The sequence below is a fragment of the Comamonas testosteroni genome (assembly GCF_014076415.1).
Taxonomy (GTDB): domain Bacteria; phylum Pseudomonadota; class Gammaproteobacteria; order Burkholderiales; family Burkholderiaceae_C; genus Comamonas; species Comamonas testosteroni_F.
In genome coordinates, this window is record NZ_CP043568.1 from 2,457,025 (window position 1) to 2,479,078 (window position 22,054).

General features: G+C 62.8%; 26 protein-coding genes and 1 riboswitch. Of the genes, 10 read left to right on the top strand and 16 right to left on the bottom strand.

Going from position 1 to position 22,054, the window contains the following annotated elements; genetic code table 11:
- Positions 1 to 33 precede the first annotated feature (33 nt).
- Genes F0P97_RS11200 through F0P97_RS11210 form a run of 3 tightly spaced genes read right to left on the bottom strand, consistent with a single transcriptional unit; the run spans position 34 to position 1,256 of the window.
- Positions 34 to 453, bottom strand: a complete 420-nt coding sequence (locus F0P97_RS11200; RefSeq protein WP_182286767.1) for a YeeE/YedE family protein — start codon at positions 451 to 453, stop codon at positions 34 to 36.
- Between the two features lie 18 nt (positions 454 to 471).
- Positions 472 to 915 carry a YeeE/YedE family protein gene (locus tag F0P97_RS11205; RefSeq protein WP_182286768.1) on the bottom strand — a complete coding sequence of 148 codons (444 nt, stop codon included), beginning with the start codon at positions 913 to 915 and terminating at the stop codon, positions 472 to 474.
- Positions 912 to 1,256 (bottom strand): ArsR/SmtB family transcription factor, encoded by a 345-nt coding sequence (locus tag F0P97_RS11210; protein ID WP_182286769.1) that lies wholly within the window; start codon positions 1,254 to 1,256, stop codon positions 912 to 914. Before F0P97_RS11210 ends, F0P97_RS11205 begins: the two co-directional genes overlap by 4 nt.
- A 93-nt stretch (positions 1,257 to 1,349) precedes the next feature.
- Between F0P97_RS11210 and F0P97_RS11215 the strand changes: the two genes are divergently transcribed.
- On the top strand, positions 1,350 to 2,255 hold the full coding sequence (locus F0P97_RS11215) for an MBL fold metallo-hydrolase (RefSeq protein ID WP_182286770.1): 906 nt from the start codon (positions 1,350 to 1,352) through the stop codon (positions 2,253 to 2,255).
- Here F0P97_RS11215 and F0P97_RS27500 read toward each other — a convergent pair.
- From F0P97_RS27500 to F0P97_RS11230, 6 genes are all read right to left on the bottom strand, one after another.
- Positions 2,244 to 2,543 (bottom strand): hypothetical protein, encoded by a 300-nt coding sequence (locus F0P97_RS27500; RefSeq protein WP_232538202.1) that lies wholly within the window; start codon positions 2,541 to 2,543, stop codon positions 2,244 to 2,246. The genes F0P97_RS11215 and F0P97_RS27500 overlap by 12 nt on opposite strands.
- 60 nt (positions 2,544 to 2,603) lie before the next feature.
- Positions 2,604 to 3,041 carry a hypothetical protein gene (locus F0P97_RS27505; RefSeq protein WP_232538203.1) on the bottom strand — a complete coding sequence of 146 codons (438 nt, stop codon included), beginning with the start codon at positions 3,039 to 3,041 and terminating at the stop codon, positions 2,604 to 2,606.
- Between the two features lie 14 nt (positions 3,042 to 3,055).
- Positions 3,056 to 3,439: an MBL fold metallo-hydrolase gene (locus F0P97_RS27510; protein ID WP_232538204.1), complete on the bottom strand. Its 384-nt coding sequence runs from the start codon at positions 3,437 to 3,439 to the stop codon at positions 3,056 to 3,058.
- Between the two features lie 87 nt (positions 3,440 to 3,526).
- Positions 3,527 to 3,730, bottom strand: a complete 204-nt coding sequence (locus F0P97_RS27515; protein ID WP_232538205.1) for a DUF1214 domain-containing protein — start codon at positions 3,728 to 3,730, stop codon at positions 3,527 to 3,529.
- A gap of 64 nt (positions 3,731 to 3,794) precedes the next feature.
- Complete coding sequence (locus F0P97_RS27520; protein ID WP_232538206.1) at positions 3,795 to 4,052, bottom strand: DUF1254 domain-containing protein; 258 nt, start codon at positions 4,050 to 4,052, stop codon at positions 3,795 to 3,797.
- Between the two features lie 45 nt (positions 4,053 to 4,097).
- The gene (locus F0P97_RS11230; protein WP_182287179.1) at positions 4,098 to 4,508 is read right to left on the bottom strand and encodes a hypothetical protein; all 411 of its coding nucleotides are present in this window, start codon (positions 4,506 to 4,508) and stop codon (positions 4,098 to 4,100) included.
- A 328-nt stretch (positions 4,509 to 4,836) separates the two neighbouring features.
- Between F0P97_RS11230 and F0P97_RS11235 the strand changes: the two genes are divergently transcribed.
- The 4 genes from F0P97_RS11235 (at position 4,837) to F0P97_RS11250 (ending at position 8,008) form a co-directional block, all read left to right on the top strand.
- Positions 4,837 to 5,883 (top strand): methionine ABC transporter ATP-binding protein, encoded by a 1,047-nt coding sequence (locus F0P97_RS11235; RefSeq protein ID WP_046462032.1) that lies wholly within the window; start codon positions 4,837 to 4,839, stop codon positions 5,881 to 5,883.
- Between the two features lie 5 nt (positions 5,884 to 5,888).
- Entirely contained in the window at positions 5,889 to 6,554 is a 666-nt protein-coding gene (locus tag F0P97_RS11240; RefSeq protein ID WP_003070061.1) for a methionine ABC transporter permease, read from the top strand.
- Positions 6,555 to 6,695: 141 nt separating this feature from the next.
- On the top strand, positions 6,696 to 7,004 hold the full coding sequence (locus F0P97_RS11245) for a single-stranded DNA-binding protein (RefSeq protein ID WP_012838140.1): 309 nt from the start codon (positions 6,696 to 6,698) through the stop codon (positions 7,002 to 7,004).
- A 203-nt stretch (positions 7,005 to 7,207) separates the two neighbouring features.
- Positions 7,208 to 8,008 (top strand): MetQ/NlpA family ABC transporter substrate-binding protein, encoded by an 801-nt coding sequence (locus F0P97_RS11250; protein WP_182286771.1) that lies wholly within the window; start codon positions 7,208 to 7,210, stop codon positions 8,006 to 8,008.
- Positions 8,009 to 8,251: 243 nt separating this feature from the next.
- On the opposite strand, the gene F0P97_RS11255 is transcribed toward F0P97_RS11250, so the two are convergent.
- From F0P97_RS11255 to F0P97_RS11285, 7 genes are all read right to left on the bottom strand, one after another.
- Complete coding sequence (locus tag F0P97_RS11255; protein WP_371878533.1) at positions 8,252 to 8,965, bottom strand: nitroreductase; 714 nt, start codon at positions 8,963 to 8,965, stop codon at positions 8,252 to 8,254.
- A gap of 25 nt (positions 8,966 to 8,990) precedes the next feature.
- The gene (locus F0P97_RS11260; protein ID WP_182286772.1) at positions 8,991 to 10,214 is read right to left on the bottom strand and encodes an acetyl-CoA C-acyltransferase; all 1,224 of its coding nucleotides are present in this window, start codon (positions 10,212 to 10,214) and stop codon (positions 8,991 to 8,993) included.
- A gap of 5 nt (positions 10,215 to 10,219) precedes the next feature.
- Entirely contained in the window at positions 10,220 to 11,731 is a 1,512-nt protein-coding gene (locus F0P97_RS11265; RefSeq protein WP_182286773.1) for an AMP-binding protein, read from the bottom strand.
- Positions 11,728 to 12,321: a biotin transporter BioY gene (locus F0P97_RS11270; RefSeq protein WP_182286774.1), complete on the bottom strand. Its 594-nt coding sequence runs from the start codon at positions 12,319 to 12,321 to the stop codon at positions 11,728 to 11,730. Before F0P97_RS11270 ends, F0P97_RS11265 begins: the two co-directional genes overlap by 4 nt.
- A gap of 10 nt (positions 12,322 to 12,331) precedes the next feature.
- Positions 12,332 to 12,925 carry an energy-coupling factor transporter transmembrane component T family protein gene (locus tag F0P97_RS11275; RefSeq protein ID WP_182286775.1) on the bottom strand — a complete coding sequence of 198 codons (594 nt, stop codon included), beginning with the start codon at positions 12,923 to 12,925 and terminating at the stop codon, positions 12,332 to 12,334.
- Positions 12,918 to 13,667: an energy-coupling factor ABC transporter ATP-binding protein gene (locus tag F0P97_RS11280; RefSeq protein WP_182286776.1), complete on the bottom strand. Its 750-nt coding sequence runs from the start codon at positions 13,665 to 13,667 to the stop codon at positions 12,918 to 12,920. Before F0P97_RS11280 ends, F0P97_RS11275 begins: the two co-directional genes overlap by 8 nt.
- A gap of 622 nt (positions 13,668 to 14,289) precedes the next feature.
- Positions 14,290 to 16,425 (bottom strand): TonB-dependent receptor family protein, encoded by a 2,136-nt coding sequence (locus F0P97_RS11285; RefSeq protein ID WP_182286777.1) that lies wholly within the window; start codon positions 16,423 to 16,425, stop codon positions 14,290 to 14,292.
- Between the two features lie 292 nt (positions 16,426 to 16,717).
- A riboswitch (TPP riboswitch) is annotated at positions 16,718 to 16,809 on the top strand.
- A gap of 70 nt (positions 16,810 to 16,879) precedes the next feature.
- On the opposite strand from F0P97_RS11285, the gene F0P97_RS11290 reads away from it, so the two are divergent.
- Genes F0P97_RS11290 through F0P97_RS11310 form a run of 5 tightly spaced genes read left to right on the top strand, consistent with a single transcriptional unit; the run spans position 16,880 to position 22,006 of the window.
- Entirely contained in the window at positions 16,880 to 17,974 is a 1,095-nt protein-coding gene (locus F0P97_RS11290; RefSeq protein WP_182286778.1) for a long-chain fatty acid--CoA ligase, read from the top strand.
- Positions 17,971 to 19,437 carry an acyl-CoA reductase gene (locus F0P97_RS11295; RefSeq protein WP_182286779.1) on the top strand — a complete coding sequence of 489 codons (1,467 nt, stop codon included), beginning with the start codon at positions 17,971 to 17,973 and terminating at the stop codon, positions 19,435 to 19,437. The genes F0P97_RS11290 and F0P97_RS11295 overlap by 4 nt, the downstream gene beginning before the upstream one ends.
- Before the next feature lie 25 nt (positions 19,438 to 19,462).
- On the top strand, positions 19,463 to 20,200 hold the full coding sequence (locus tag F0P97_RS11300) for an ABC transporter ATP-binding protein (RefSeq protein WP_232538255.1): 738 nt from the start codon (positions 19,463 to 19,465) through the stop codon (positions 20,198 to 20,200).
- On the top strand, positions 20,197 to 20,985 hold the full coding sequence (locus tag F0P97_RS11305) for an ABC transporter permease (protein WP_182286781.1): 789 nt from the start codon (positions 20,197 to 20,199) through the stop codon (positions 20,983 to 20,985). Before F0P97_RS11300 ends, F0P97_RS11305 begins: the two co-directional genes overlap by 4 nt.
- Positions 20,986 to 21,007: 22 nt before the next feature.
- Positions 21,008 to 22,006, top strand: a complete 999-nt coding sequence (locus F0P97_RS11310) for an ABC transporter substrate-binding protein (RefSeq protein WP_182286782.1) — start codon at positions 21,008 to 21,010, stop codon at positions 22,004 to 22,006.
- The last annotated feature ends 48 nt before the right edge of the window (positions 22,007 to 22,054 follow it).

Consider the following 22,054-nt stretch of genomic DNA (forward strand, 5'->3'; position numbering starts at 1 on the left):
CTGAGTGCCTCCCGAGCGGATCGCCGCCAGATCTCAGCTATTTTTTGCCGTCCACAGATGCTGCGCCCACATGCCAGCCAGCATGGCGGCGACAAACAGCCAGACTTGCGGTGTGAGGGTCGCCAGATTCATCAGCGCCGGGCCGGGGCAAAAACCTGCCAGTCCCCAGCCTATGCCAAACAGGGCTGAGCCTGTCAGCAGCTTGCGATCAATGACGGTGCTGGTGGGCAGTTGCATGGGCTCGCCCAGCAAAGCGGTCTTGCGGCGCTTGGCCCAGCTGAAGGCAATCAGGCCTACGGCGATGGCTCCGCCCATGACGAAGCCCAGCGAAGGATCCCATTGACCGGAAAAATCCAGAAAGTTCTGCACCTTGGTGGGGTTGCCCATGCCCGAAAGAATCAGACCGAGGCCAAACACCAGGCCGCAGAGCAAGGCTGCAATATTGATGATCATGATGTTCTCCTTGCTGACTCAGGCAATGACATGGCGCATCACGAACACGGTGATCGCGCCCGTGGCGATAAAGGTCGCCGTAGCGACCAGAGAGCGCGGCGACAGGCGTGAAAGACCGCACACGCCGTGGCCGCTGGTGCAACCCGAACTCATGCGCGTGCCGAAGCCCACCAGCAGCCCGGCGGCAATGATGATGGCCGGGCTGGAAGGCAGCTGCATTGCTGGCAGCGGGGCAAACAGCGACCAGACCAACGGCGCTGCAACCATGCCCACTATGAATGCCAGGCGCCAGCCCCATTGTCTGACAGAGGACCAGGTCGGCAACTGCAGCAATGCACCGGCAATGCCGCTGATGCCGGCCACGCGACCGAGCAAGGCAATGAGCAGGGCAGCGGACAGACCAATCAGCAGGCCGCCGATCAGAGATGTCCAGGGCGTAAATTCACTCCATAAGATATTCATGCTGTCTCTCCTGGTTGGCAGAACAATTGATACAGGGTTTGCATCAGCTGCAGGGCGCTGGCATCGGCCAACTGATACCAGATGAATTTGCCTTCGCGGCGGGTGGTGACCAGACCCTCACGCCGCAAAATGCCCAATTGCTGGGACAAGGTAGGTTGGGACACGCCTGTCAGTCGCTCCAACTCGCCCACGGTGCGCTCCTGTAGGGAGAGCTGGCACAGCAGCAGCAGTCGGTCTTCATTGCCGAGTAGCTTGAGCATGGCCACAGCTTTGCCTGCATGGGTTCGCATGGCATGCAAATCCAGCGTGGCCTGTGCTTCGTCAAAGGTTGATGAGCTCACTGTTTCACTTTCAAAATATTTTCATATATTATATAAAAAAGTAAATTAATTGCTGTGCTGCGGTGTTTCGGGCACATCGTTTCAGGAGTCACCATGTCAGCCAATATGATGCATATCGAGCCATTTTTTGATGCAGCTACCGGTACCGTGAGCTATGTTCTGGCCGATACGAGCAGTGGTCAGGCCGCAGTGATTGACCCGGTGCTGGATTTCGAGCCCAAATCCGGCACCTTGAGCAGTTGCTCCGCGGACAAGCTGATTGACTATGTGCGAAGCAATGGCTGGCAGCTGCAGTGGATTCTGGAAACTCACGCTCATGCGGATCATCTTTCCGCGGCCCAGCATATTCGTCACCATCTGGGCGGCAAGGTGGCGATCGGAGCCCATATTCGCGATGTGCAGGCCGTGTTTCGCAAGATCTATCACTTCGAGCGCGGTTTCTTGCCTGACGGCAGCCAGTTCGACCATCTGGTGCAGGATGGCGAACGTCTGCCGCTGGGCCAGTTGGAGTTGCTGGCCATGCATGTGCCCGGCCATACTCCGGCCGATATGGCCTATCGAGTGGAGGATGCCGTGTTTGTGGGCGACACCCTGTTCATGCCCGATGTGGGCACGGCACGTGCCGACTTTCCTGGCGGCGATGCGGCGACGCTCTATCGTTCGATTCGGCGCATCTTGGAACTACCTGGGCAGACCCGCATTTGGGTCTGCCACGACTACCCGCCGGCTGGGCGCAAGCCGCAATGGCAGACCACGGTGCAGGCCCAGCGCGACTGCAACATCCATGTGAGTGATGGCATCAGCGAGACGGAGTTTGTGCAGATGCGCACCGCACGCGATGCCACGCTGGAGATGCCCACGCTGATTCTGCCCTCGGTGCAGGTCAATGTGCGTGCCGGCAAGCTGCCGCCTGCACAGGACGATGGCCGTACCTATATTCAGCTGCCCATCAATGCCTTTGCCAAGAGTGGGCAGCTGCCGCAGGGTCTACTGCAGTGACTGATGCACAGTGCTGCTCTGACTGGCACTGGCCGCGTGTGTGCTGTCCAGCTTATTGAGCTTGAGCTGCAGGCGCACCATGTGCTCGGCATAGACCGGCACTTCCTGCTTGTGCAGAGGCTTCGCAACACGCGTGGAACAGACCTTCAGTGCGCCTTGAGGCACCTCGAGGTCATCGCTGTCTGCATACCGGGTCCAGTCGGCCAGATGAGAGGCCAGCTCCGGGTTGCTGTCTGCCAGCGTCACTGCACGTCGAATCACCGGCCTGGCGCCGCCTGTTAGCTGCACGATTTCTTTTGCCTTATTGGCCAGGGGCGTCGGGCGCCTGTGCGATGGAATATCGTCCCATCAGCCGCTGTGCTCGCTGCCCACCATTCGGTCGATGTGCTTGGCCGGGACATAGAGCTCGCGCGCATCGCTTCGCCGGGCCAGCTCCGGCGGCAGTGTGATTTTGTCAATCACCAGATCGCGGCGCTCGCCGCTGTTCAGGCCAGCCACCACTTGCTTGGAGATGCTATCCAGCAACTGGGCCTGGGTGGGCTGTCGGTCCTGAGTTTCCTCGGGCCTGGTCATGGCTGGATCATGGGCGGGCAGAAGCAGCCGGGGCTTGAGCGCAGCCATGTCGCGCAGAGCTTGAGCCCACTCCTCGGGGTAGCACCGACGGCGCTTGCCATTTCCCGCATTGGGCAAAAAGTCCTGGAAGTAATCGGCACTGGCCACAATGCCGCGACCGGGTACAGCTATCCAGATGTGGTCTTCGGTCTCGCCGCGCGCATGGGGCAGCACAAAGTCTTCGCCGCCTATGGTGGGAGTGGTCGCTGGTTGTTGTGCGCGATCAGACCGTTGCTGCGCATGTCCAGCTCCATCTGAGTGATGAAGCGCTGCTCGGTTGCTACACGCGGTTTCTGGTCCGTCAGCGCCCAGGCGCCGAAGGCATGGTCGGCATGGAAATGCGTGAGGATGACGGTGTGCAGCGGCTTGTTGCTAAGCTTCTTCAGCGTTTCTGCCAGCGCGGGACCGGCAGGTGCATAGCCGTTATCGACCAGAACCAGGCCTTCATCGGTCTCGAAGACCACCACATTGACGATGGGAAGGCGCAGCAGCCAGGTGCGTGAAGCCACGGCCTTGACTTGGAGCTTGGCTCGGGCATCTGCAATGGCGTTCTGGCCGGTTCGGCTGTACATGCTGTTCGCTGCTGCATACGACAGCTCAATGCTAGGGCCGTGACAAAAGCGTATCGGGAGATCTGAGATATTTTTTCATGTGTGCCATCACTGCATTGATTGGGCGTTGATCCGTTGCACGGGGTCCAGAACCCATGAAGCATCCCGCACCTCTGGCCAGGGCTGGTAGGCACTGGCCATCAGATAGAACAGGTTCTTCTCGGGCGTGGGCAGCCAGTTGGCACGCTTTTCAGGGCCCGGGTCTGTGGGCTGCAACCAGATGTCGAGGCAGCCGTCGGCGTTGAACTTCATGCCCTTGGTGCGGTCGCCAATGAAGTAGCGGTTGATGGGTTGTCCACCAGATATTGGCCTCCGTTCACGAATTCATAGAGAGATGGACCAGAACGACAAAGCGGCTCCAGTCCAGGGCTCGGGGCTTGAGACGCGGACTGTCCTCGGCCGTTGGGAGCACCGGCGCTATGCGAAAGCCGTCCTGAACAGCGTGGGCGGCCTTGAGGCCGTCTTCGCCGGTGACCAGCACCCGCAGATTCAGGTAGACATCACGCGTAGGCGCTCGCACTATCTGGTCGACCTGCGGGATCTGGCCGCTCCAGTACGGGCCGACCAGGGCCATCTGGCGAAGAGTCTGCTTTGCTGTCGGGCGTTGCCGGTGTTTGGCTCAGCTGCCGGGCATGCCAAACAGGTCATGCGCATCCAGCAGGGCCCAGGCAATCTCGGGCCTGCGCTCCAGCCCCTTGCGGATCGCGGCGGGGATGCTCTGACGCGTTTTACGGCATAGACCGGGCATATCGCCGAGATCGATCTGGATGCCGCGCATGGTGCGCACCTCGTTGTTGCCGGGGGTGATGCGTATCTCCAGGCCCAAGAGCGCGTGAATGCGCTGCTGCATATGCTCGAGATCGACCAGGCTGCTGATGCTTTCCAGGCGCTGCAGCAGCTTTTTCTCTTCCTCGCGCGTGAGCTGCAGAATGCGCAGATCCGCGTCCGGCGTGCCAAGCAGCTGCTCACGTCGGCAGTCGCAGGCGCCGGGTGGGCATTCAACACGGATGGGCAGAGGCGGCGGCTGCATAGGGAGGCAGAGAAAACCAGGGGCAGATGCAAGCATGCTAAGGCCTGCAAGGCCTTGCCGCCAGTGGGGACAGGCCCGGGCAAGGCCTGCGTTTGCTGGCTTGCTAGCGGCGCCATAAGTGAATTCACTTGTCCCAGTTGCTCTCAGGTTTGCCTAGACTCAGGCATTATTGAGGGTTACTACTAAAAGTAGGGTGGCCTGATCTGCCCGCACCTACCAGAACGAAGGCCTGCATTGCCCGCTTCCCGGCAGCGCTGCAGCCGGGATGGGAACAATCACTTTTTATAGCGTCAAGCGCATTATTCATGCGTGATTCGCGATATTCTTCATGATAGAAATTCGGGATTTATCCCTGACATACCAAGGCCCCAAGGGCCCGGTGCACGCCTTGCGTGGCATCAATCTGGAAATCGCTTCGGGCGAGGTGTTCGGCATCATCGGCCGCTCCGGCGCGGGCAAAAGCTCGCTGGTGCGTTGCCTGAATCTGCTCAACCGCCCCACAGAAGGCAAGGTCATCGTCAACGGACGGGACCTCATGCAGCTGTCCGATGGCGAGCTGCGCGCCGCGCGCCGCGACATCGGCATGGTGTTCCAGCACTTCAATCTGCTGTCGTCCCGCACCGTGTATGACAACGTGGCCCTGCCGCTGGAGCTGGCCGGTATTTCCAAGGACGAGATATACCAGCGCGTGACGCCGCTGCTGGAACTGGTGGGCCTCGATCATCTGGCCGACCGCTATCCGGCCCAGATTTCCGGTGGCCAGAAGCAGCGCGTGGGCATTGCCCGGGCGCTGGCCAGCAACCCCAAGGTCCTGCTGAGCGACGAAGCCACTTCGGCACTGGACCCCGAAACCACACGCTCGATTCTGGATCTGCTGCGCAAGGTCAACCGCGAGCTGGGCGTGACCGTGGTGCTGATCACCCACCAGATGCTGGTGATCAAGCAGATCGCCGACCGCGTGGCCGTGATCGACGGTGGCGAGATTGCCGAACTGGGGCCTGTGATTGATGTCTTCACCCGCCCTCAGAAGACGATCACCAAGAGCCTGATCGACGAAATCGTGCCCCAGCAACTGCCCGAGTCGGTGATGACGCGCGTGAACCAGCTGGCCGCACAGTTGCAGCCCGGCCAGCAAGGCCAGCTGCTGCGCCTGTCCTATGCGGGCGAGAGCGCCTATCAGCCCATTTTGTCCCACCTGATTCGCGAACTGGGTCTGGACCTGTCGATTCTGCACGGCCAGATCGACGAGATTCAGGAGCAGACCTTTGGTTCGCTGGCTGTCTATGCCAGCGGCGAGGCAGCCAAGATTGATGCTGCCGTGGAGCACCTGCGTGCCAGCGGTGTGCAAGTGCAGATCGTGTCCAGCAAGGATTGAGAGCGATGTTTGAGAATTTTTCGGAAATGATGCTCCAGCTGTTGCTGGATTCCTTCTGGGAGACGCTGATCATGGTTGGCGTCTCGGGCCTGATTGGCGGTCTGATCGGTATTCCGCTGGGCGTCTTCCTGCGCCTGACCGACCATGGCGGCATCTTGCAGAACGGCCCGGCCAACAAGGTCGTGGGCTGGATCGTGAATGCGCTGCGCTCCACCCCCTTCATCATCTTGCTGGTGGCCATCATTCCGCTGACGCGTCTGATCACGGGTTCCTCCATCGGTACCTGGGCGGCCGTGGTGCCGTTGACGATTGCTGCAGCGCCTTTTGTGGCCCGGCTGGTGGAAACCGCCTTGCGAGAGGTCGATGGCGGTCTGATCGAAGCGGCCCAATCCATGGGCGCGACCACCGGCCAGATCGTCTGGAAGGTGCTGCTGCCCGAGGCGCTGCCTGGCATCGTCGCAGGTCTGACCATCAGCTTCGTCAGCCTGACCGGCTACTCGGCCATGGCAGGCGCCATCGGAGGTGGTGGCCTGGGCGACCTGGGTATTCGCTACGGCTACCAGCGCTTCTTGCCCGACGTGATGCTGGTCGTGGTGATCATCCTTATCTTCTTTGTGCAAGCCATTCAAAGCCTGGGCGACTGGGCCGTGCGCCGTCTGAGCCATCGCTGAGCCGTGCCGTACATTACAAAAAATTAAGAAAAGGGTTGCTGCCTGGAAACAGGCGCCGCCCTAAAATGCAGGTTCAAGATTTTTTGAAAGGCCGCTCTTGCTCAAGGGCGGCCATGATTTTTTCTGGGTAGATAACAGCAAATGATGGATGGTTTGATTACCGGCCGACTGACCGGCATCCCCGAGAGTCGCGTAGACCGAAACCGCCGCCCCTATATGGTGGCCCGCATGCGAGCCAATGCAGGCGACGGCTCCTCGATTCCCGTGAATATCGTCGCTTTCGACAACGCACCTTGCGCCGTGCTGCGCAGCCTTTCCGAAGGCGATGCGATTGCCTTGCGTGGCAGTTTCACGCCCAAGGTCTGGATCGACAGGCAAGACGAGTCCCATGCTGTGCTCGACGTGGTGGCCCAGCAAGTGCTGGCAGCCCCTACGATGTCCGATCTTTGACAGCCTGCGCATGCAGACAAGCCCGCCACCGTGAAGGAGCGGGCTTTTTTGTGGGTGCTTGGGTTGCCGCATGCAAGCCGTTACGGCTTGCATTGTCAATCTGTAGTTTGCATCTGAGCAATCTGTCTAAGAAACAGCGCTCCGGCACATGAAACTGACGCTACAGTCTTAGCCACTCTCAATCTTCCGCACAAGGAATCTGCATGTTGAACAAGCGCTCGCTTTTGCGCACCACATTGGCCGTGGCTGCAGCGGCCACCTTGGGTTTTGCCGCCCAGGCCCAGGACAAGACCATCAAAATCGGCGTGACCGCCGGCCCCCACGCGCAGATCATGGAAGTGGTCAAAAAAGTTGCTGCCAAGAATGGTTTGAACCTCAAGGTCATCGAGTTCGGCGACTATGTCCAGCCCAATGCGGCGCTGGCTGCAGGCGACCTGGATGCCAACAGCTACCAGCACCGCCCCTATCTGGATGCTCAGCTCAAGGATCGTGGCTACAAGATCAGCTGGGTGGCCGATACGGTGAATTTCCCCATCGGCATCTACTCCAAGAAGATCAAGGCTTTGTCCGAACTCCCCACCGGCGCCAAGTTCGGCCTCCCCAATGACCCCACCAATGGCGGCCGCGCGCTGCTGCTGCTGCAGGCCCAGGGTCTGATCAAGCTCAAGGAGGGTGCTGGCCTGAAGGCGACGCCCCTGGATGTGGTGTCCAACCCCAAGAAGCTCAAGTTCGTCGAGCTGGATGCGGCCCAATTGCCACGTTCGCTGGACGATCTGGATGCCTCCACCGTCAACACCAACTTCGCGATCTCGGCTGGTCTGAACCCCAAGAAGGATGCGATTGCACTGGAGTCGGCCAAGAACCCCTATGTGAACATCATGGTGGTGCGCGATGCCGACAAGAACCAGCCCTGGGTCGCCCAGCTGATCAAGTCCTATCACTCCGATGAGGTGCGCCAGTTCATCGACAAGGAATTCAAGGGCTCGGTCTTCCCGGCGTTCTAGAAGCTCCCCCTGAGCCGCTTTGCGGCTTCCCCCTGAGGGGGACGACAGCATTGCTGCGCGGCGGCGCTTGCTGGCTGTCTCTTTGATGGGGCATGCCCGACTGAGGGCATGGAACTAAGCGCTGCACCTGCAGCGCTTTTTTGCTCTCTTATTGATAGCTGCATGCGCTGGCTGCACATTGATTTTCGCTTCTTTCTATGGAAAACCATTTAATCACTGGCGCTGGCAGCTATTGTTTTTTGCTTATTCCATGACCTGAAACCATTCAGCCAGCGCTGCACGAGTGGTCTGGGTCTGGTTGACGGGAGCGGTCTCGTCGGGCCATCCCAGGGCCAGGCCGCAGACGATGTGCTTGTTTTCGGCCAGACCCAGCACGCGGCGCACGGTGGCCGGGTACGAGGCCAGGGCACCGATGGCGCAGCTGCCCAGGCCCATGGCGGCGGCAGCCAGCTGCAGGCCGTAGAGCATCATGCCCAGATCCATATAGCCGCCGGGACCGTAATGGGCGTCGATGGTGACGACCAGCGCCACGGGCGCATCGAAGAAGCGGTAGTTGCGCGCAAACTGTGCTTCGCGCCCCGCGCGGTCGTCGCGCGCCACGCCCAGTGCGCCGTAAAGCGCCTGGGCCGAAGCCACCTGGCGCTTGCGCAGCTGCATGGGCATGGGACGTGGAAAGTAGGCGTAGTCCTCGCATTCGGGCACCTGGCTTTCAACGTCCTGCAGCAGGGCCGCAGTCAGCTGCTCGCGCAGCTTGCCGCGTACCGCAATCAGCTGGCCTGGTTGCAGATTGCCGCCGCTGGGCGCCTGGCGCGCCGTCAGCAGCAACTGCTGCAGCAGCGCATCAGGCACGGCATCGGGCAGGAAAGCACGTGTGGAGCGGCGCTGCTGCATCAGCGCCATGCCTGCGGGCAAGTCGGCGCTTTCAAGTGTTGTGGCGGCTGAACCGTTGCTGGACATGAGGTAGTAGCTATCAAAAATGAATTCAGGGAGCGGCTTGCAGCCATTGCACCAGGGTTGCTGCGCCGATGCCGCCGGCTCCGGCAATGGCCGCCAGACCGAGCGCGGTGCCGGTTGTCGATGAGCGGGCCTGAAGCTGGAGCTGAGCCAGGCAGCGCACCAGCGCAATCGCGCCTGAGGCACCGATCGGGTGGCCGCGCGCCAGGCCGCCGCCCGCGCTGTTGATTTGCTCGGGCTCAAGGCCCATGGCGGCGCAAAAGGCCAGGCCTTGCACGGCAAAGGCGTCATGCAGTTCGATGACTGACAGCTCTCGCGCCAGCAATGGTGGTTTGCGCGGCTTCGCCAGTGCATGGCTGCCTCGGGCCAGCGCCATCTGCGCTGCGGCAATGGCGGCCAGCAACGGTGTTTCCGGCGCGGCACCCACGCTGGCGCTGGCCAGCCATTGTGCGCGGGGCTGCAGATTCCAGCGGGCGCAGGCCTCGGGCGTGGCCAGCAAAAGCAGGGCCGCGCCATCGGCCTTGGCCGAAATGGTCAGCGCACTGAGCGCATGGGCGGCGATATCGCCGAGACTGGCGGTCTGGCTGCAGCCCCGGGCCGCCACCGGCATGCGCGCGGCACGTGCGGGCTGCAGCGCGCGCGGATAGGCGTCGGCCGCAAGCCCGGCCACAGGCACGATTTCAGGGGCGAGCAGCGCCTGGGCGGCCAGGGCCCGTCTGTGACTCAGCAGCGCATACTGCTCCTGCTGGCTGCGGCTGAAGCCATGCGTGAGCGCATAGTCGGCCGCCGATTGCAACATATCGGGGTCGCGCTCGGGATCGGGGGCAAATGGCGGGCGCTCGTAGCCCTGGGCTTGCTCGCCGGGGTGCAGCGGGCGGGTCTGGCGAATGGGGGCGCGGCTCCAGGCCTCGATGCCGCCGGCAATCACCACCTCGGCCTGACCCGATTGCAGCAGACCCACTGCCATGGCCACCGCATCCAGGCCCGAGCAGCACTGGGTATCGATGGTGTGTGCGGCGCAACTGTCGGGCAGGCCGGAGGCCAGTGCCAGCATGCGCGCCGGGTTGCCGCCGGCGCCCAGGGCGTTGCCGATGACGACCGCGTCCACGGCATGGGCCGGCAAGCCGCTTTGCTGCAGCAGTGACAGCAGCAGCGGCCGGCCCAGTTCATGGGGACTGAGCCGGGCCAGGGCCGAGCCTATCGGAGCCACCGGGCTGCGGGCCCAGGCAATGATGGGGGACTTGCTTGGCATGGGCCTCAACTCTGCCACGGCCGCAATGCGGGGAACTGGGCAGGGGATATGCCAGCATCGGCAGGCGCTGTCATCCGGGTGCGCAGGGCCTGGGCCAGCTGGTTGTGGTCGGTCTTGCCGCTGGCTGTCTGCGGCCAGTGCTCGCAGATCCACCACTGGCGGGGCACCTTGAAGGCTTCGGTGCGCTTGCGCAGCCACTGGTTCAGCTCCAGGGCCGAAGGCGCCTCGGTCTGCGGCCTCCATTGCAGCACCGCGTGTACCTGCAGGCCGCGCAGCGCATCGGCCTGGCCGTGCAGCGAGACCTGGGCAATCGCCGGGTGGCTGGCCAGCAGGTTCTCCACTTCCTCGGGAAACAGGTTCTTGCCCTGGGTGACGATCATGCGGCTCTGGCGGCCTGCCAGGCACAGCATGCCGCGTTCGTCGATATGGCCCATGTCGCGCACGGACAGCCAGTCGCCATCGCGCAGCACGGCCGTGGCGTCATGGGCGTCGCCCACATAGTCCATGAACAGCATGGGGCTGCGGATATAGATCAGGCCGTCGCTGGCGTGGCTGGTGCCATGCTCGGCCAGCGCATTTTCTGGGGCATCGCTGCCGGTGGGGCGAATGGATAGCTCCACATTGCTGAACGGTCTGCCCACGGCCTGCGGGCCGCTGGCTTCGTCGGCATCCATCCAGGCCACAAAACTGGCCTCGGAGGCGCCATAGAACTCGATGATGCGGGCCTTGGGGAACAGGGCGCGCAGCGCCGGCGTGTGGGCACGCATCCAGCGCGCGCCGCTGATGGTGATCAGCTCGACCTCGGGAATCGGTGCGAGCTGTCGATGTTCTGCCCATTGCAGCATCAGCAGCAACTGGCTGGGCACGGCGACAAGACAGGGGGTATCGCCGCGAGCCAGGGTTGCAAGACAGCGCGAGGCCGAGAACTTCTCCTGCATGACGGCGCCGCAGCCATACCAGATGCCTTGCATGGCCCCGAACAGAAACAGCGAGTGCGAGATGCGCCCCGGTGCCAGCGTGCGCTGGGCGACGACGGGGCCGAAATCCTGCAGGCCGACGCGAAAGCTCTCCGTCCACGAGAGGTGATGGCGCTTGAAGCCCTTGGGCAGGCCGGTGCTGCCCGAGGTAAAGCCGGTATAGAAGGCGGCTGTCGGTGCTGCCGATTCCAGTTCGCAGGGCTGCTTGGGCAGCCAGCTTTCAATGCGCTGGCGCACGGCCGGTTGCCAGTCGGGGTCGGCGACAGCCGCGCAGCGGCCGCTGTGGATCACGGCCAGAAAGTCCACCAGTCGCTCCAGCGTGGAGCGGCTGGCGTCCAGCAGCAACATTTGCGGTGAGCGTTGCGCGACCAGACGTGCCGAGCGCTGCTCGACCTCCGCATTCAGCCTGCCAAAGGTCCAGGAATCGGCCTCACTCTGCAATGCCACCGCATCGGGCCGGTGCTGCGCCCAATGGGCCAGCGGGCCATGCACCAGCTGCCACAAGCCCTGCAGCGGCGCTGCTGTGGACAGCGCGTTCACCGGCGACCACCAAAGCGCCAGTCAGGCATTCCGCGCGCCACAGTGTGGACGATGATGGCGCAGAGAACACATTTGATGAAGTCGCCGGGCACAAAGGCCAGCGTCACGACAAAGGCCTGACTCAGGCTCATCTTGGCGACCAGCATCAGGCCCAGCACGCCAAAGGCATGCAGGCACAGCAGGCCGCCAATCAAGGAGGCGATGAACGCACTCAGCGCCGTGCGACGCGGCGTGCTCTGCGGCAGGGCGGCCATGATGGCGCCAGTAATGCCTGCGGCCAGCATATAGCCGACCAGATAGCCGGCAGACGGTGCCATGAAGACGCCGATGCCGCCGCGGCCGCCAGACAGCAGGGGCAGGCCCACGGCCACGGCCGCGAGAAACAGCGCCATGGCCTGCAGGCCGCGCCAGGGCCCGAGCATGACGCCTGCCAGCATCACGCCCAGCGATTGGATGGTGATGGGCACGCCGAGCGGCAGGTCGATCTTGGGAATCAGGCCCATCACGGCCATCAGCGCCGCGAACAGAGATACCTGAGCCATGGAGCGTGCGCCGCCGCGCGATACGGTGTGAGAGGGAGTGGTAGTCATCAACGATCTCCTAGAAACCCAGTCTTGCCCAGAGGGCGTCGGCTACACGGCGCGTGGCCTGCAGCATATGAATCGTCAGCGGTGCAATCAGGCGCAGGCCGCCGCTTTTGCCGGTGCGCAGGCGGTATGCCTCGTCCAGCTTTGTCCATTGCACAAAGAAATGTTCGGTAAAGCGCAGCATGAGTGCAAGCTGCATGGCCACGCGCTCGGTGGGGATGCCCAGGCGGGCCAGCGGGGCCAGCAGCCATTCCAGTACCTCGACCAGATCGCTGGGGCGTGTGGTGATGGTCAGCGCAATACCCAGGGTCGAGGCGCAGACCAGCCGCAGACTGCCGAGGGCTGCCAGCACAGGGTTGCCCATGAAGACATGAAAACCCGCCACCAGCAGCGCCGCGACGATGACCGAGCGCATCAGCCGGCGCGCCACCTGCGTGGCCTGGCCCAGCGATATCCAGAGCATCAGGCAGGCCGCGCCGCAGCCCGCCAGCACCCAGGGGTTGGCTATCAGGAACAGCAGCGTGCCAAAGACCGCCAGCAGCAAGAGCTTGAAGCCGGCCGACCAGCGATGCAGCCAGGTCGCAACTTCGCTATAGAGGCTACCCATGCAGGTCTCCGTGCGCGCTTTTCTTCATCAACAGCTCCCGCACTGAGGTCTCGTAGGCGCTGCAGATGTCGCGGCCCGGGCCGTCGCCACGCAGTCGGCCTTGCTCCAGCCAGATCACACGCTCAAAGTCGCGCACATGGTCGAGCACATGGGTGGAGACCAGCACCTGTTGAGGTGCGGTGGCAATATCCTGGGCCAGGCGGGCCTGACCGGGCAGGTCCAGGCTGGCGAAGGGCTCGTCCAGCAGCAGCAGTTGCGGCGCGGCAATCAGCAGCGAGAGCCAGCATACCTGCTGGCGCTGGCCCTGGCTCAGACTGGTGACAGCACGCTCGGCCCAGTGGGCCAGGCCGCGCGCGGCCAGCAACTCGCGCGCCCTGGCTCTGGTCTGCTGCTTGTTCAGGCCCTGGGGACGCAGTCCCAGCGCCAGTTCTTCCTCCACGGTGGGGAAGATGATCTGGTCGTCCGGGTTCTGGAACATCAGGCCGATCAGGCCGGGCTTGTGCTGGCGCGCCTGCAGCAAGGGCATGCCGTCCACCAATACCTGTCCGGCTTGAGGCAGCTCAAGTCCGCAAAGCAGGCGGAACAGGCTGGATTTGCCCGCGCCGTTGTTGCCTATCACGCCGATGCGCTTTTGCGTCAGGCTTAGGTTCAGGCCGTCAAACACCTGGGTCTGGCCACGCTGCAACCGGATATCGACCAACTGCACGCCCTGTTGGTTAGGGCTTTGCAAACCGTCGCTCATGCACCCGCTCCTGCTGCGGCAAGGGCAGGGCTGCAAGACGCCGGGCTGGAATGTGGATGGCAAGAAACGAAAAGGGCTGACATACGGAGACGAATCTGAAACCTGCCCCGGCTTCAAACATGCGAGGCAGCGTTGGTGGCGGATTCTAGCGCTGTGAATTTGCTTTCAAAAGACTGCCATCTGAGCTCTTTTCAGGTGAATTTCCTATAAGAAATGATTTCTTTGCCGGGGATCGGCACCGGTTGCCGTTTGCCCTGCATTTCGTGGCAGTTGCATGCCTGATGGCAGCGTGTTGCATAGTGAAGGAGTTCTGTGTGCTGTTCTTTCCTGTTTCAGCGGCTAACTTCGTTCAATTTGCATGGGAGCAGGCTTGAAGATTCATGCGGTTGGCCGTGGATAGCCCTGTTTTGACGTGGCTTGCATGGCTGACGAGCCCCAGCTTGTTGCAGGCGTCTGCCGTCAGGCCGGAAAATCGGCGCGGAATTCGCGGCTTTCGGGCTTAGGCAGGCAGTTTGCAGGCAGCAAATATTTTTCTGAAAAAAATCGTCTTTGATCTGTCCGGACATGAAAAAAGCGGGCACAGGGCCCGCTTGCTGCTGTCCGGCAAAGCCGGATGACATGCCTAGAACTGGTAGCTGAGGCTGGTTCCGGCCATCCATTGGCGCCCCGGGGCCGGCTCGTAATAACGTCCGTTGCCTTCGTTGACGATGGCCGAGCCCACATAGTTCTTGTCCGCCAGATTGTCGACGCGGGCAAAAGCACTGAGCTTCCAGGCGCCCAGACGCCGGGTGTAGCCAACGCTCAGGCTGGCCACGTTGTAGCTGGGGGCATAGACCTGGTTTTTGTCGTCGGCGGCAATACGGCCCACATGACGCCAGTCCAGGCCCACACGCCAGTCGGTGGCGGGAAGCCATTCCAGCCCCAGATAGCCCAGATTTCTGGCCGCGCCGGCAATGCGGTTGCCGGCGGGAATGCAGTCCTGGCCCTTGCTGTCGCAGTAACCGCTGCGCAGGCTGGCGTCGAGTAGCGTCAGCGCGCCGTTCAGTCGCAGCTGGGGCGTCAGCCAGGTGCTGCCGCTCAGCTCCATGCCGCGGCGGCGTGTCTTGCCGGCGTTCTGATAAGAGGTGCGGCCGTTGTCGTTGCTGGCCACCACGATTTCATTGTCGGTGCTCGTCTGGAACAGCGCTGCAGACCAGTCGCCGCGCAGGCCGGCCACATTGAAGCGCTGCTTGATGCCCAGCTCGGCACTGGTCGATACCGCAGGCTTGAGGCCGAAGTTCAGGCCGCCGACCAGATCGGGGCGGTACGAGATCTCGTTGAAGGTCGGTGTTTCCATGCCGCGGCCCAGCGAGGCATAGATATTGGTGTCCTGATTGAGTTCGTGCTGCAGCGAAACCACCGGCAGAAGCCTATGGAATCCGGCATTGCCGCTATCGTCCTTGTCGGCCAGGAAATGGTCGCGCGATTGGAACTGCACATTGCTCCAGCGCAGGCCGGCATCGAGCTTCCAGTGCGGTGCAAAGGCCCAGGAGGCTTGCAGATAGGGATCGATGCTGGTGAGCGTATTGCGCTCGTCGCGCACCAGCTCGCCGACCACGCCCAGCTGGCTGCCGACAAAGTTCTTGTAGCCCTGGCGATCTTCCCTGACGGTATTGGCGGCCAGACCGGCAATCAGGCTCAGGCTGCCGCTGCCCAGCTCGTATTTGCCGCTCCAGCGCGCATCGATGCCGCCATAGTCGCGCCTGAGGCCGATCACCCCGCCTTTGTACTTGTCCTCAAGTTTGCTGCTGGGGGGGACAGACTGGAACTGCATCATTTCGCGCTGACCGGCATAGGCCATGAGGCGCAGCGCCTGGCCGCCGTCCAGCTGGCGCTCATAGGTCAGGCCGGCCTGGGTCTGCTTCACGCTTTTGCGCGAGTTCATTTTGATCGCATTGGCGTTGACGTCCTTTGGATTGAGGGCCCACTCGCTGGGTTTGATGCCGCCCGGGTCCTTGGCATCGATGTCCACATGGTTGGCCACCAGGGTCAATTGGCTGTATTCGTCAGGCTTGACGTCGATGCGGGCGTTGAACAGGTTTTTGTCCGCTGCGCTCTGGGCACGGTAGCCGTCGGTCAGAAAGCGGCTGGCGCTGATCACATAGCCAATCCCGTTGGCTTCGCCCTTGGCCTTGAGGCCCAGTCGCTTCTGGCCGTCGCTGCCCAGCGCAAAGCTGCTTTCCACCGAGGGCGCGCCCTCGCCGCGTTCGGTATAGGCATTGATCACGCCGCCCGAGGCATTGCCGTAGAGCGCGGAGTAGGGGCCGCGCAGAACTTCCACGCGCTCCAGCGAGGCGATATCGATATTGTTGGTCTGGCCCTGGCCATCGGGCATGGTGGAGGGGATGCCGTCGACATAGATCTGTATGCCGCGCACGCCGAAAGTGGAGCGCGCGCCAAAGCCGCGAATCGACAGCTGCAGGTCTTGCGCGTAGTTCTGGCGGTTCTGCAGCTGCAGGCCCGGAGCTGCGCTCAGGGATTCCGAGAGATTGACCTGCAGATTGCGCTCGCGCATGCGCTCGCCGTCGAGCACGGTGACGGATGCCGGGGTCTGCTCAAGCGCGGACTCCTGCAAGGTGCTGCGCACGGTGACTTCGGACAACTGGGGCAGGTCCGGCTGGGCGGCGGCTTGCTGGGCTGTTGCGGACTGTGCCGTTAGCAGCAGTCCGGCGGCGGCCACAGGCCAGCCTGCCAGATGACAAAGGCGCGAAAAATGCATGTGAATATCTCTGGGACTTGGGGCGGGCATTCAGTGCCCTGGATGGCTTGCAAGCTTTGCTGACGCCGTCCATCGCCACGACATGCCGCGCAGCACCATTGTCGGCGCCGCGGCAGGTTGCGTCTCAGACAGCTTGCGGAGCTGGGTCGATTGTATTTGGGCAGCCGTGTTTTGATGTTTTTGCCCTGGATGTCCTTCTTGTCCTTGCTGAAGCCTTACCCCAGGTTACAAGTGACGCGACTTTCATGCGGCAGCTCAGCCTCCTTGCAGCGATGCCGTTGGGGTAAGATGGCGCCGCGCTCCGGGGTGCACGCCAGTGCTGAGATCTACACCCGCGAACTTGACCCGGTTCATACCGGCGGAAGAAGAGCTTGCAAGCTGACCTCAGGGCAGTGCGTTCTCGCATGGTCAGCAAGCCTTCGGAGCATGATGTCCCCGCTCTCGAAGGAATTTCATGGACAAGGCCGCTTCGCTGGTCGCCGATCTGCTTGCTTTCATCGCAATGGATGACTGTACCGACGACCAGTTCAATCAACTCGCCCTGCGCCTTTTCGCCTACCAGTACGAATGCAATGCGCCGTTTCGCAGCTTTTGCCAGCGACGCGGCGCCACGCTGCGCAATGTCAGGAGCTGGCGCGATGTTCCGGCCGTGCCCATCGATGCCTTCAAGGCCATGGAACTGCGCAGCGAGCCGCCGTCGCCCGCCGAGCGCGTATTCATGACCAGCGGCACCACGGGCCGCGCCGCACGTGGACGTCATTTCCATCCGCAGCTCGAGGTCTACGACCTGTCCATGAAGCGCTATTTCTCCAGGCGTTTCATGCAGGGTCTGGAGCGCATGTCCATGGGCATTCTGTTTCCCGATGAGCAGGCCATGCCCAATTCCTCGCTGGCTCACTATCTGGCCTTGGCCCGGTCCGAATTCGGTTCGGCCGGCAGCCGCTACTACCTGAACTCGGAAGGGCTGGACATGCCGGCCCTGTGTGCCGCGCTGGCAGAGTCCGAGCGCAGCGGCCAGCCCTTTGCCCTGCTGGGCGCGAGCTTCAGCCTGGTCCATGTGATGGATGCCCTGCGTGCGCAGGGCCGCAGCTTTCGCCTGCCCGCAGGCAGCCGCGTGCTGGATACGGGTGGCTACAAGGGGCAGTCGCGCGAGCTGCCGCTCGAGCAGTTCTATGCCGAGCTTTCCCAGCTGCTGGGCGTGCCCCGCAGTCTGTGCATCAATATGTATGGCATGACGGAGCTGAGCACCCAGTTCTATGACGATGGCAATGCGGTGCTGCCTTCGGTCAAGTCCGGTCCGCACTGGATCCGTTCGCGTCTGGTCGAGCCGATCACCGGCAGGGACGTGGCAGCTGGTGAGCGCGGCATTCTGGTGCATTGCGATCTGGCCAACTACAACGCGGTGACCACCATCCTGACCGAGGATGTGGGCCTGTGGGCCGGCCAGCAGGAAAAAGACGGCTTTTTGCTGCTGGGGCGGGCCGAGGGTGCCGCAGCCAAGGGCTGCTCGCTGGCGGTTGAAGAGTTTGTGAAAGCTGCCGGCGCATGAGCGAGCAGCGCAAGCTACAGCGCATCAGGGCTGGCTATCTGCCTGGCCTCGGCGATGCTGAAGTGCAGTGGCAGACGCTGGACTTCAAGTCTGGGAACGGCCGGGGGCTGGAAGTCTGCGTTCCCGTGCTGACGGCGCCGCAGATGCAGGCACTGGCCAGTCGTGTGCGTACAGCTGCGGCCATCCATCTGCGTCCCATGCCGGTGGCCGAGATCATCGATGCCGTCGATCGTGCGATGGCCCGTCTGCTGGATCGCAACGATATCTACCGCCAGCAGGCCGAAGCCTGGCTGCCCGTGGTCAGCGGCTATGACGCCGATATGGTGCGGTTGGGGCTGACAGGATTTTTCAAGACCTTTCGTGCGGCGCAGCTCAAGCGCTTTGTGGCCGAGGATTTTGCCAATCCGGCAGTACTCGATGGTTTTCAACCGACAGCCAAGGGCGGGGCCGTACGTGCTTTCGGCCCGGATCTGCTGGTGCATAGCTGGGCTGGCAACGTGCCTGCGCTGTCACTGTGGAGTCTGATCTGTGGCTTGCTGGTCAAGGCCCCTGCGATTGGCAAGCTGGCCAGTGCCGAGCCCTTGTTTGCGGGATGGTTTGCGCGCTTGCTGGCCGAGGTCCACCCGCCGCTGGCCGATTGCCTGGCCGTGGTGTGGTGGCGCGGTGCAGGTGGCGAAGAGGCCGACGCTCTCTATGCCCAGGCCGATACGGTGCTGGCCTATGGCGGCAACCAGACGCTGGATGCGCTGCGCCGTCGCCTGCCCGTGACGACGCGCTTTTTGCCCCATGGCCACAAGCTGGGCTTTGGCCTGATCGGCGCGCAGGCGCTGGATACGCTCAAGGCTCCGGCCATGGCAAGGCTGGCAGCCTGGGACGTGATGCGCTACGACCAGCAGGGCTGCTACTCGCCCCATGTGTTCTATGTACAGAGTGGAGCGCCGATCTCGCCGCGTGCTTTTGCCGACTATCTGGCGGCCGAGCTTGCCAATCTGCAGCGACGATTCGCACGCCGCGAGCTGGATCTGGAAGAAGGGGCGGCGCTGGCCCGCTGGCAGCAGAACATGGAGTGGGGCGGTGAAGCTCACCAACTGCTGGGGCCTGTGGATGCGCCTTGGAGCGTGGCCTACAGCGAGAGTCTTCAGCCTCTGGCACCGACAGCGCTGTACCGCACGATTGCCGTGGTGGCTGTGGATCGGCTCGATGCCGTGCTGCCCGTGGTGGCCGCTCAGCGTGACTATCTGCAGACCGCCGGCATTGCGGCCGGTCCCGAAGAGCTGTACCGCCTGGCCGGGCTGCTGGGTGCGGCCGGCGTCACGCGTATCAGCGCCATCGGCTCCATGAGCATGCCCGAGGCGGGTTGGCACCATGACGGGCGCTTCAACCTGCTGGATCTGGTGCGCATGACGGAGATCGAGCAGTCGGCAGAACTGGCGGCCCAGCCGCTGGCCTCTTATGCGGACTGAGGGAGTGGAAACCGCCGTGGCATTCATGGAGTTCAAGCAGGCTCGATTCAGCTACCCGGGACGAGCGCCCGTGGTGGATGGCGTGGACTGGCAGGTCGGGGCCGGAGAGTTTCATTGCCTGCTGGGGCGCAGCGGCTGCGGCAAGACCACGCTGCTCAAGCTGGCGGCTGGCCTGATCAGGCCCCAGTCGGGGCATGTCTTGCTGCGCGGCAGCGAACTGGCAGCGCCGGGGCCGCAACTGGGCTTCATGTTCCAGGCTCCGACATTGCTGGATTGGCATACGGTGATCGACAATGTGCTGCTGCCCGTGTCGCTGCAGCGCAAACCCACGCAGCAGGATCAACAGGCGGCCATGCAATTGCTGGAGCAACTGGGTCTTGTCGCCCATGCCCGGCTTTACCCGGGGCAGCTCTCGGGCGGTCAGCAAAGTCGCGTGGCTCTGGCGCGAGCCCTGATTCTGGAGCCGCCGCTGCTGCTGCTCGACGAGCCTTTTGCGGCACTGGATGCCATCACGCGTGCCGAGCTGCAGGACGACTTGCTGCGCACCTGCCATAGGCATGGCACGACGGTGCTGTTTGTCACCCATGACATCAACGAGGCCGTCTATTTGGGCGACCGCATTGCACTCATGCATGGCGGCCGCATCGTGGACGATTGGTCGATAGAGCTGCCAGAGCCGCGGCAGCAAAGCATGCGCCATGGTGCGGCGTTCAACGACTATTGCGCGCGCATTCGGGCATCCATGGACCGGGGTGGCGCATGAGTGGCTTGCTGAACAGAACACACTGGCTATCTGCCTCGCTTTTGATAGCTGTTATCGCAATGTGGGAGCTGGCTGCGAGGCAATTTGGCTTGTCGGCGCTGGTGTTGCCTGCACCCTCGGCAGTGGCGCTGTCGCTGTGGTCGGGTCTGGCATCCGGCTATTTCTGGCCGCATCTCTGGGCGACCTTGCAGGCCTTGCTGCTGGGACTGCTCGTCGGCAGTGCCGTGGGCCTGCTGGCCGGCATGGCTCTGGCCGAGTCCGAGTTGCTGGAGCGCGTGCTCAAGCCCTATGTGGTGGTCAGCCAGGTCGTACCCAAGCTGGCCCTGGCGCCATTGTTTGTGCTGTGGTTCGGTTTCGGCATGTTGCCGACGGTGCTGATCACGGCGCTGATCTGCTTTTTCCCATTGATGGAAAACACATTGACGGGCCTGCGACAGGTGGATGCCCAGCGTCTGCAGCTGTTTCGCATGCTGGGTGCTACACGTCTGCAGACCTTGCTGCGCCTGAAACTGCCGACCGGGCTGCCCGCGATTCTGGCCGGGCTGCGCGTGGCCGTGGTGCTGGCGCTGGTCGGGGCCGTGGTGGCCGAGTTCATGGGTGCCAGCCAGGGCCTGGGCGCCGTGGTCATCGCTGCCCAGGGAATGATGGACACCACGCTGATGTTTGCGGCGCTGGTGCTGATTGCCGCCATGGGCCTTCTGCTGTATCAGGCCTGCCTTGTTCTGGAGCGCTATTTGCTGCGCTCCCATCACTTCTCAACCTCGCAGTCGGGCGACCGGGCCTGACTGCATCTTCAAACCATTTGTCATGAACACCAGCAACCAGACTTCGTTCATCTCTCGCCGCAGCCTGCTCGGCGCCTGTGCAGGCCTGAGCGGCCTTGCCATGACCGGCACCAGCATGGCGGTTCCCCTGCAGGGCAAGATTCGTCTGGCCGGCTGGAGCAAGCCCATCAGCGAGATCACCAATATCCTGGTCGAGCCCGAAAAAGGCTTCTTCAAGGCGAACGGCGTGGAACTGGCCTATCTGCCCGGAGCGGGCGGCGGCGATGCAATCCGCAACATCCTCAGCGGCCAGGCCGACGTGGCGTTTACCGACCCAGGCTCCTTCTTCATGGCTCTGGACAAGGGCGAGAAGCTGGTGGCGATCTACGACATCTATCCGCAGAACGTGTTCAACGTGGTCTCGCTCAAGTCCTCGGGCATTCGCAAGCCCGCAGACCTCAAGGGCAAGAAGATCGGTGTCTACAGCCTTGCCAGCGGCACGCGCCAGAACCTGCTGGTGATGCTGCATCAGGCCGGTCTCAAGGAGTCGGATGTGAGCATTGTCGTGACCGGCCTGCTGAACTTTGCGCCCCTGATGCAAGGGCAGGTTGATGCGACTGCCGCCACGGATACCGGCCTGGCCGTGGGGCTGCGCAAGGGCATAGGGGAAGTCAACGTGATGCAGGTCAGCGACCACCTCAATATGTCCAGCGACATGTTTGTGGTGCGCGAGGAGGTGTTCCAGCAGAAGAAGGACTTGCTCAAGGCATTCGTCAAGGGCTACCGCGAAAGCGCTGCCTGGATGATGGCGAATCCCGAGGAGGCCTCGGTGCTGGCCAGCAAATATGCCATCGACGGCACGCGTCGCGACATCAATCTGGATGTGATCCGCCTGCGTAACGTCTCTTCCATGCCTGCAGTCCAGGGTCAGCCTCTGGGCAGCTTCGATCTGGCTGCGCTGCAAAAGGGTGCCGATGTCTACCGATCGCTGGGCATGGTGCAGCGTCAGATCAAGGTGGCGGATGTGGTTGTGCCGCTGTAAATCTCCCACTGAGGCGTGTTACCAGGGCGGCCCCGCGTCTTCCCCTCT

Coding starts and splice junctions, on each gene's coding strand:
- F0P97_RS11200 (WP_182286767.1), bottom strand. CDS start 453: ATGATCATCAATATTGCAGCCTTGCTCTGCGGCCTGGTGTTTGGCCTC.
- F0P97_RS11205 (WP_182286768.1), bottom strand. CDS start 915: ATGAATATCTTATGGAGTGAATTTACGCCCTGGACATCTCTGATCGGC.
- F0P97_RS11215 (WP_182286770.1), top strand. CDS start 1,350: ATGTCAGCCAATATGATGCATATCGAGCCATTTTTTGATGCAGCTACC.
- F0P97_RS27510 (WP_232538204.1), bottom strand. CDS start 3,439: ATGTACAGCCGAACCGGCCAGAACGCCATTGCAGATGCCCGAGCCAAG.
- F0P97_RS27515 (WP_232538205.1), bottom strand. CDS start 3,730: ATGAAGTTCAACGCCGACGGCTGCCTCGACATCTGGTTGCAGCCCACA.
- F0P97_RS27520 (WP_232538206.1), bottom strand. CDS start 4,052: ATGGCCCTGGTCGGCCCGTACTGGAGCGGCCAGATCCCGCAGGTCGAC.
- F0P97_RS11230 (WP_182287179.1), bottom strand. CDS start 4,508: ATGCAGCCGCCGCCTCTGCCCATCCGTGTTGAATGCCCACCCGGCGCC.
- F0P97_RS11235 (WP_046462032.1), top strand. CDS start 4,837: ATGATAGAAATTCGGGATTTATCCCTGACATACCAAGGCCCCAAGGGC.
- F0P97_RS11240 (WP_003070061.1), top strand. CDS start 5,889: ATGTTTGAGAATTTTTCGGAAATGATGCTCCAGCTGTTGCTGGATTCC.
- F0P97_RS11245 (WP_012838140.1), top strand. CDS start 6,696: ATGATGGATGGTTTGATTACCGGCCGACTGACCGGCATCCCCGAGAGT.
- F0P97_RS11250 (WP_182286771.1), top strand. CDS start 7,208: ATGTTGAACAAGCGCTCGCTTTTGCGCACCACATTGGCCGTGGCTGCA.
- F0P97_RS11255 (WP_371878533.1), bottom strand. CDS start 8,965: ATGTCCAGCAACGGTTCAGCCGCCACAACACTTGAAAGCGCCGACTTG.
- F0P97_RS11260 (WP_182286772.1), bottom strand. CDS start 10,214: ATGCCAAGCAAGTCCCCCATCATTGCCTGGGCCCGCAGCCCGGTGGCT.
- F0P97_RS11270 (WP_182286774.1), bottom strand. CDS start 12,321: ATGACTACCACTCCCTCTCACACCGTATCGCGCGGCGGCGCACGCTCC.
- F0P97_RS11275 (WP_182286775.1), bottom strand. CDS start 12,925: ATGGGTAGCCTCTATAGCGAAGTTGCGACCTGGCTGCATCGCTGGTCG.
- F0P97_RS11280 (WP_182286776.1), bottom strand. CDS start 13,667: ATGAGCGACGGTTTGCAAAGCCCTAACCAACAGGGCGTGCAGTTGGTC.
- F0P97_RS11285 (WP_182286777.1), bottom strand. CDS start 16,425: ATGCATTTTTCGCGCCTTTGTCATCTGGCAGGCTGGCCTGTGGCCGCC.
- F0P97_RS11290 (WP_182286778.1), top strand. CDS start 16,880: ATGGACAAGGCCGCTTCGCTGGTCGCCGATCTGCTTGCTTTCATCGCA.
- F0P97_RS11295 (WP_182286779.1), top strand. CDS start 17,971: ATGAGCGAGCAGCGCAAGCTACAGCGCATCAGGGCTGGCTATCTGCCT.
- F0P97_RS11300 (WP_232538255.1), top strand. CDS start 19,463: ATGGAGTTCAAGCAGGCTCGATTCAGCTACCCGGGACGAGCGCCCGTG.
- F0P97_RS11305 (WP_182286781.1), top strand. CDS start 20,197: ATGAGTGGCTTGCTGAACAGAACACACTGGCTATCTGCCTCGCTTTTG.
- F0P97_RS11310 (WP_182286782.1), top strand. CDS start 21,008: ATGAACACCAGCAACCAGACTTCGTTCATCTCTCGCCGCAGCCTGCTC.